Origin of the sequence: Kitasatospora sp. NPDC051853, assembly GCF_044452665.1 — a bacterium.
Taxonomy (GTDB): domain Bacteria; phylum Actinomycetota; class Actinomycetes; order Streptomycetales; family Streptomycetaceae; genus Kitasatospora.
The window spans coordinates 1-6,442 of record NZ_JBITBY010000028.1; the positions used below are offsets into that span (position 1 = coordinate 1).

At 69.0% G+C, this 6,442-nt stretch carries 4 protein-coding genes and 1 pseudogene; 4 read left to right on the forward strand and 1 reads right to left on the reverse strand.

All coding sequences use genetic code 11. The features are described from left to right. The first annotated feature begins 495 nt into the window (after positions 1-495). A complete protein-coding gene (locus tag ACIA8O_RS40015) occupies positions 496-1,041 on the forward strand; it encodes a DUF6368 family protein (RefSeq protein WP_396299027.1) in 546 nt (181 codons plus the stop codon). A 151-nt stretch (positions 1,042-1,192) separates the two neighbouring features. Here the strand turns inward: ACIA8O_RS40015 and ACIA8O_RS40020 are convergent, their stop codons facing one another. Further along, entirely contained in the window at positions 1,193-2,497 is a 1,305-nt protein-coding gene (locus ACIA8O_RS40020; RefSeq protein ID WP_396299028.1) for a DUF4241 domain-containing protein, read from the reverse strand. 793 nt (positions 2,498-3,290) lie between these two features. Here ACIA8O_RS40020 and ACIA8O_RS40025 point away from each other — a divergent pair. The 3 genes and pseudogenes from ACIA8O_RS40025 to ACIA8O_RS40035 form a co-directional block, all read left to right on the forward strand. Then, positions 3,291-3,983, forward strand: coding sequence for a DUF6882 domain-containing protein (locus tag ACIA8O_RS40025; RefSeq protein ID WP_396299029.1), 693 nt, complete (start codon positions 3,291-3,293; stop codon positions 3,981-3,983). 656 nt (positions 3,984-4,639) lie between these two features. Then, positions 4,640-5,077 carry a hypothetical protein gene (locus ACIA8O_RS40030; RefSeq protein WP_396299030.1) on the forward strand — a complete coding sequence of 146 codons (438 nt, stop codon included), beginning with the start codon at positions 4,640-4,642 and terminating at the stop codon, positions 5,075-5,077. A 115-nt stretch (positions 5,078-5,192) separates the two neighbouring features. Beyond that, positions 5,193-6,066: pseudogene (locus ACIA8O_RS40035) on the forward strand (transposase); the annotation flags it as partial. Positions 6,067-6,442: the final 376 nt, after the last annotated feature.

Here is a 6,442-nt window from a genome sequence, read left to right on the forward strand (position 1 = left end):
GCTTCCTTCGGACTGCCTTCCGGCAGGCCCTCCGGGCGCTTCGTTCTTTCGTGTTTCCAGCTTATCAGACGTTTTCCGTGCCGTTTCCGGCGCTTGCCTCGTCCAACTCGCTTGCGTCTTCCGCGACCTGACGGCCTGTCCGACGTTTCAAACCTTAGCCGATCCCCGCTCCGAAAAGCGAATCCGACCTGATCTTCCGAATTCGCGCACGACAATTCGAACTGGCCCGCGACAAGGCGCAACCCAGCTCGGAATGAGAAGTGGTGTTTCAGGAGATCGGCTACCCCGGGACCGTCCGTGCAGAGCGCGCGTCCGGTTCTCCCTGTCAGGCAGCTCGGAGAACACTAGACCTATCTACGAGCACCGTCAACCTCGGGCCACGATGCAGAGCAGTGCAGGTCGGAGCTGGTGAGCCGGCGCGGCACGGTTCGTGTGACGGCCCCCGGTCACGGCCTCCACCGCCTTGGGCGCCTCGCGCTGGCTAGGCCCCGACCCATGGGTGGTCCGGTGTTGGCGGTCGAGTTGGCGGAGGCAGTTCCCGTTGCCGGGATCGAGCGGCTGCGCGAGCTGCTGGTGGGCCTGTCGACGCGCTTCGAGGAGAAGCGCGTCGGTGAGTACGACCTACAGATCCGGGCGGAGAGCTTGGGCATCGCCGCCGGTGGCGTCGATGGCCACCGACCGTTCCTGGTCTCGCTCATGGGGCCTGGGGTCGGCGACGAGTGGATCTTCGAGGCCGAACACCCCGACGCGGTCGATCAGGAAGCTCTCATCGGCTTCACACCAACCCATGCTGTCGATGTCATCGCCCGAGCAGACGAACCGATCGACCACCTCGCGACCGTCCTGCTGACCGCGGCAATCATGGACGTCATCGGCGGTATCGCCAACGCCGGGTTGGCCCACGGGCAGAGGGCGATCGTGGAGGGCCTCCCCGGGCTCGTCGCCACGACGAGCGGGACCTGGCCTTGGCCGGCCGCGTACGGCTCCACAGAGTTTCTCAGGGCATGGTCGAGGCAGTCCGGCTTCCGGCTCCTCACGTAGTCCACCAGCTGCTCGATCCGCTCAGGATGCGGCCACGGGGCGTCGGCCGTACGTCGGACCGGGCGTCGGCGCGGATCACCTCGCCATCGTCCCGGACCTACTCCACCTCGATCCCCGGAAGCGGCAGGCACCGGCTGTGGGGGGACCCGAGCTACTCAGCCGCGCCGGTGGAAGCGGCGTCTCGCTCCGGAAGCAGCTCGGGCATCCTCTCGACCAGGACCACCACCCCAACGACCTCACCGGCCTCGGAGCGGCCGACCCACACCGGGTAGGTGCCGTCCCCGGTCGTCGCGAAGGCCATGAGCTCGCCGCCGGAGGCGGCGTCCCAAGTGTGGTGCAGGAACATGGAGCCGTTGTCGAGGTCCTCGTACCCGTCCAGGTCCGGCTCTCCTTGGACCAACCCCCGCTCGAAGAGCGTGATGAGCGGCCCCCAGGCCCCGGCGTCGGCGAAGCAGCCGGTGGCGCCGTCGGTGCCGAAGCCGACGATCTGCTGCTCGATGAACAGCCGGGGGTCGTCGTCCGGGCCGAGGGCCATCTCCCAGGTCGCGGCGGGGACGTCGCTGACGAGCACACGGACGGCCGTTGCCTCCGTGGTCGTGACCTCGGCGTCCTCGTACATGCAGTGGTAGCTGAAGCGGACCCGTGCCTCGTCGAGGACGTACTCCCCGGGTGGGACCGAAACCGTGATGGCCGGCCCGTCGCCGTGGTCGATGTCCGGGCCGGAGACGGCCAGCAGCCCGCTGGGAACGCGCAGGCTGCCGACCCGGCGCGGCTCCACGACGGTCATCTCGGGGTGGTACCCGTCGGTCACGCGCACCCCGGGCCGGAACAGCTCGTTGATCGGCCCCGGCTGCGCGGGGCGGGGCGGACGCCAGCAGGTGACGGGGACATCCGTGTCACCCGGCTCGGCTGCCCCGGCCACTGGCGCTGCCTCGAAGACCGGCGGCTCGACGAGCCCGTGGACCTGGGCCGAGAGAAGCGGCCACTCCCCGAATGCGGGGAGGTCCAACCACCGCTCGTCGTCGCGGAGTTGGGCCGAGGTGACGTGGGAACCCCCGCCCTGCCCCTGCCGCTCCACCGTCCGCCGACCCCTCCCGTCCGGGAAGAGGTCCAGAGTCACACGTGGACACGCCTTGTCGAACTCCGCCATCTCCGGGCCCGTGTAGTACCAGCCGACGAAGTACCTGTTCAGCAGCCGCGACGGGTCGTCCAGCAGCCGCATGTCCAGGTCGCCGGTGCGCCGACCCTGGGCGTCGTAGACCCACAGTCCGACGTAGTGGTCCCGCCAGGAGACGAGCCGGACCTCCAACGGAGCCTCCCGGCCCGGCTCCCGGTACACCACCACGTACGGAAGCCCGGCGGCATCCCGCGCCCTGGCCTCCTCCACGGACAGCGGCCGCCAGGGCGCACGAGCCTCCAGGTCCCACGCCCGCGCATACCCCACCTCGACGACCATCGCCGCTCCTCCCCATGCCACCCGCCGTGCTGACCTGCAAGGTATCCGCCACGCGTGACAACGGCCCTACCGGGCGGGCGCCGCTCGACAAGTGGCTTGGAGGCACAGTCCGTTGAGCCGGCGGCACCGCCCGGCCGTGGACGGCTTGCATGCAGCCGTCGACGGACTTTCGTTCCGCACAGCCGACCTCTGCGCGGGTCGCACCGGTCCGCTGTTTCGCCGGCTCCCTCCGCAAGGACCTCGACGCTGAGACCGACGGCCTCACGAACTTCGTCGCGATGTCACCCAGCCCGCGGATCGCTCGAACCTCCTAGGCATGCCGGGGGCTGAAGGGGCAGCCACCGGCAACGGTACGAGCTGCCGTACCGTCAAGGCCGCGACCAGGTGGGCCAGGTCCGACAGCGAAAGGCTCCAACGCCAGCCTGACCGCACGGTGTCAGCGCCCTCTCGGCAGAGCACTGTCATCAGCTTGCGGAACTCGCACGGGCCCAGCCCCGTGAAGGGGCTACCCATGACAGGTGCGACACCGTGGTCCCACCAGCCACGCCGAGACCGTCCCCGCCGTGCCCACTGCTCCGGGAACCATTGGGCATCCCTCAAGAAGCTGGCCCTGGCAGGGGCCCACCTACATGTGCGCGCGGCGCTCACCCGAGATGGCGCTTCCGGTGGCACCTCGTCGTCGGCGAGCAGGGGAGGCAGGAGCAGGAACCTGGTCGCGATGTCATGAACTCGGCACCATCTGAGGCCAGGGCCCTGCTCCTTGCCTGCGACCGACGTCCCCTAGGCTGCCCGGATGGTCACTGCCTTCTCCGACGCCTTCCTGGACGCCGCCGAGTACCACGCGGCATGGGGCGCGCAGCAGCTCGAACTGATCGGTGAGGCCGTCCCGGGAGGCCCGTGGACCGCGAACCTCGACGAGTGCCGATACGAGTCCGGCGGTCGGGACCTTCGGGTCAGCCTGCTGGGCAGCTACGACACGGACGAGCAGACCTGGCTATGGGGCTGGGCCAACCCCGGGCTGCGCGGCAGCGCGGTGGTCGCCGCCGGTGAGCGGATCGCCGAATTCGGCCGGCAGCACGGCGTCGCCGAGCTGGTGCAGGAGGGTGTTGACCTGGCCGGCTTCGCCGATCCGCGCCATGCCGCGGAGGCACTGGCCTTCCTCGGCTCGGCGGTACTCGGCGCACCCGGCTACCTCGGCCAGGAGGCCGGCCCCGGGACCCGGGTCTACTTCGTACCGCAGGACCCGCAGCTCCGGCCGGCAGGGTTCGACCCGGTTACCATGCCGCGCCACCTGCTCACCGGCGCTCAGCTCTTCGCCCGCTCGCCGAGGCGGGTGGTCGAAGGCTGGTTCGCGCTGCACGGGCTCCAGACACGGGAGGACGCCGACCGGACTACCGCGCAGCTTCCCGGCGGCGGCACGGCGGTGGTCTCCTTCGACGAACTCGGCCGGATCTCGAGCGTCGACGTCGGACCGCTCTCAGCCTGATCGCGGCGTCGCCGATTACGACCTTGCAGCAACGTCGTCGGGGCGCTGCGCGAAACGACCCGGCGACGCCGAAGGCGCCCCCTTGACGGGGGCGGGCCGGGCCAAAACCCAAACGGATTGGTGGCCCCGCGCCCTTCGATCGCTGAACTTCCCCACTTGCTTCAAGCAGCAACGAGCTGGGGAACCGAGAGCACGGTTGGGGAAACTCGCGGGTTCTCATCATCGTCGAGGAGCACCTCGGCCAGGGCGTCCGTGTCCGCTCCGTCGTCACCGGACCACTCGGGTTCCGGCCGGTCTCATCCGAGGTGAATCGGCACAGGGCCAGCAGGTGATTGGACCAGAACCCGGCGCGCTCGACCAGCCGCTCGCCCGTTTCGGCCACAGCCCAGCCGGGGTACATCGGTGCTCCAGCAGACGGACCATCAACTCAGCGACCTCGACCTGCGCTTCCGGCTCCGCGTCGTCACCCGACCGCCGAGAGCGCGACCAAACGGTCCTGTCCTCGACGTCGGGACTGCGGACCGCCTCCAACGCCCAATTCTCCAGCTGTAGATCGCGATCATGGTTGCTCGATCGGTGATGACGGTCGTTCGACTGGTTGCAGACGTGTCAGCGACAGGATGGACGAAGATCGGCTGAGCGGGCAGCATGCCCCGGTGAGCATCGTCATCAAGTTCTTCGTAGCGCCGGACGACGAGGCTGCGGCTGCCGTCGTGGATCACGGACCCGACGAGGCCTTCGAGTCGCTGGCGTTCGGCAACTTCGATGTTGAAGAGGCGATGATCGAGTGGGAGAGCATCCTCACCGGTCGAAGCTTTGACGAGCTCGTTGAAGCCGATGAACCGGCGGTCGTCGCCGACCCCGGCAACGGAGAGGGCCCTATGGTCCTGGCCGCTTCCAAAGTCCTGCAGGACGCGCTCGCCGCTGCCGACATTCCAAGGCTTGTCGAGGTCAGCGAGCTGTGGGTCCAGGAGCGGGCTGCGGAGGGCGAGGCCTTCGATCAGGAGGTCGCGACCAGCATCCTCGGCGATCTGGCCGGGCAGGCACGAAGCATCGGCCACCGGGGTGGAAGCCTGTACTGCTGGGTCGCCTAGAGACGCAGACGGCCACCGTTGATCATCGTGAGTCGTGTCGACAAACGAAGATCAGCCGGTGGCCGTGGGCCACAGCGTGGCCCACGCCCGCTGGCAGTCGGCATTCGAGGATCTGATGGCCAAGGTCGCGTACCGACTCACGCGGGTGGAGCCTCGTCGCCGGGCTCGGGCGTTCGTGCTGGGGCTCCTTGCGGACCTGCCGAGGAAGAACTGCTGGACGATCGCCTAGCACGCCAGTAGGGCGAGGCTGAGTAGCTGCTGCATGCCGGCCGGACCGAGCGTCCTGGGAAGCCGACCAGGTCCGTGACGACGTACGGGACTTCGTGGCCGACCACCCCTGCGACGAGGGCGCTGTGCTGGTCTTTGCCGAGACCGGGGACCTGAAGAAGGACACCATGAGCGTCGACGTTCGGCACCAGTACACGGGCACCGCGAGACGGATCGAGAACTCCCCAAGTGGCCGTCTTCCTGGTCTACTCCGCTCCGGCCGGGCACACCGCCATCGACCGCCCCCTCTACAGCCCCCGCACCTGAGCGCCGAGCTGGAGCGGCGTCAGATCGGCTACGTCCTCGCCGTCTCAAGCAAGCGGCCGATCGCCACCTGCGCGGGTGCCTTCCGCTCCGACGGCCTACCGAGCGGTGCCTGGAAGCGGCTGTCTGTGGGAGCCGGAGCCAAGGGCCACCGCTTTTACGACTGGGGCCCAGGTCGACATCGACAGTCCGCCCGGCCGTCCCGGCCACCGGTGACTCGTCCGACGCAACCGGCGCACCGGTGAACTCGCCTCCTACCGCGGCTACTCGCACTGCCCCATCCCGCTCACCACGCTGGTCAAGGTGGCCGGATGTCGCTGGATTCGAGGAGACCTTCCAAGCCGCCAAAGGCCTGGCCGCACTCGACGAGCACCAGGTCCCGCTGGGCATCCTGGCCCTGCTGGACCGCCCTAGCCGTACTCGCGCACGCCATCCTCGCCGTCACCGCCGCCATCGAACGAGCCACGAACATCGCGACCGCCGAACTCAGCCCGCTGACCTGCAACGAGATCCGACGCCTCTTCGCAGCCTTCTTCACCCAGCCCGTCCGCGGCCTCGCCCCCTGGCTCTGTTGGTCGGAACGGCGCCGCCGGCGCCAAATCACGCACCCGAACCGGCCACTACCAGCGGCGAGCAGCCCAACAACCACGATGTAGCGGGTGTGGCGGCCAGTCGGTACAGGAACAGCAGACCATGGGCTTTCCGATGTCGGCCCGGAAATGCGAGAAGGCCCCCCGGATGGGCCGGGGGGCCTTCTCTGAATGATTGTTCGGCGGCGTCCTACTCTCCCACAGGGTCCCCCCTGCAGTACCATCGGCGCTGTGAGGCTTAGCT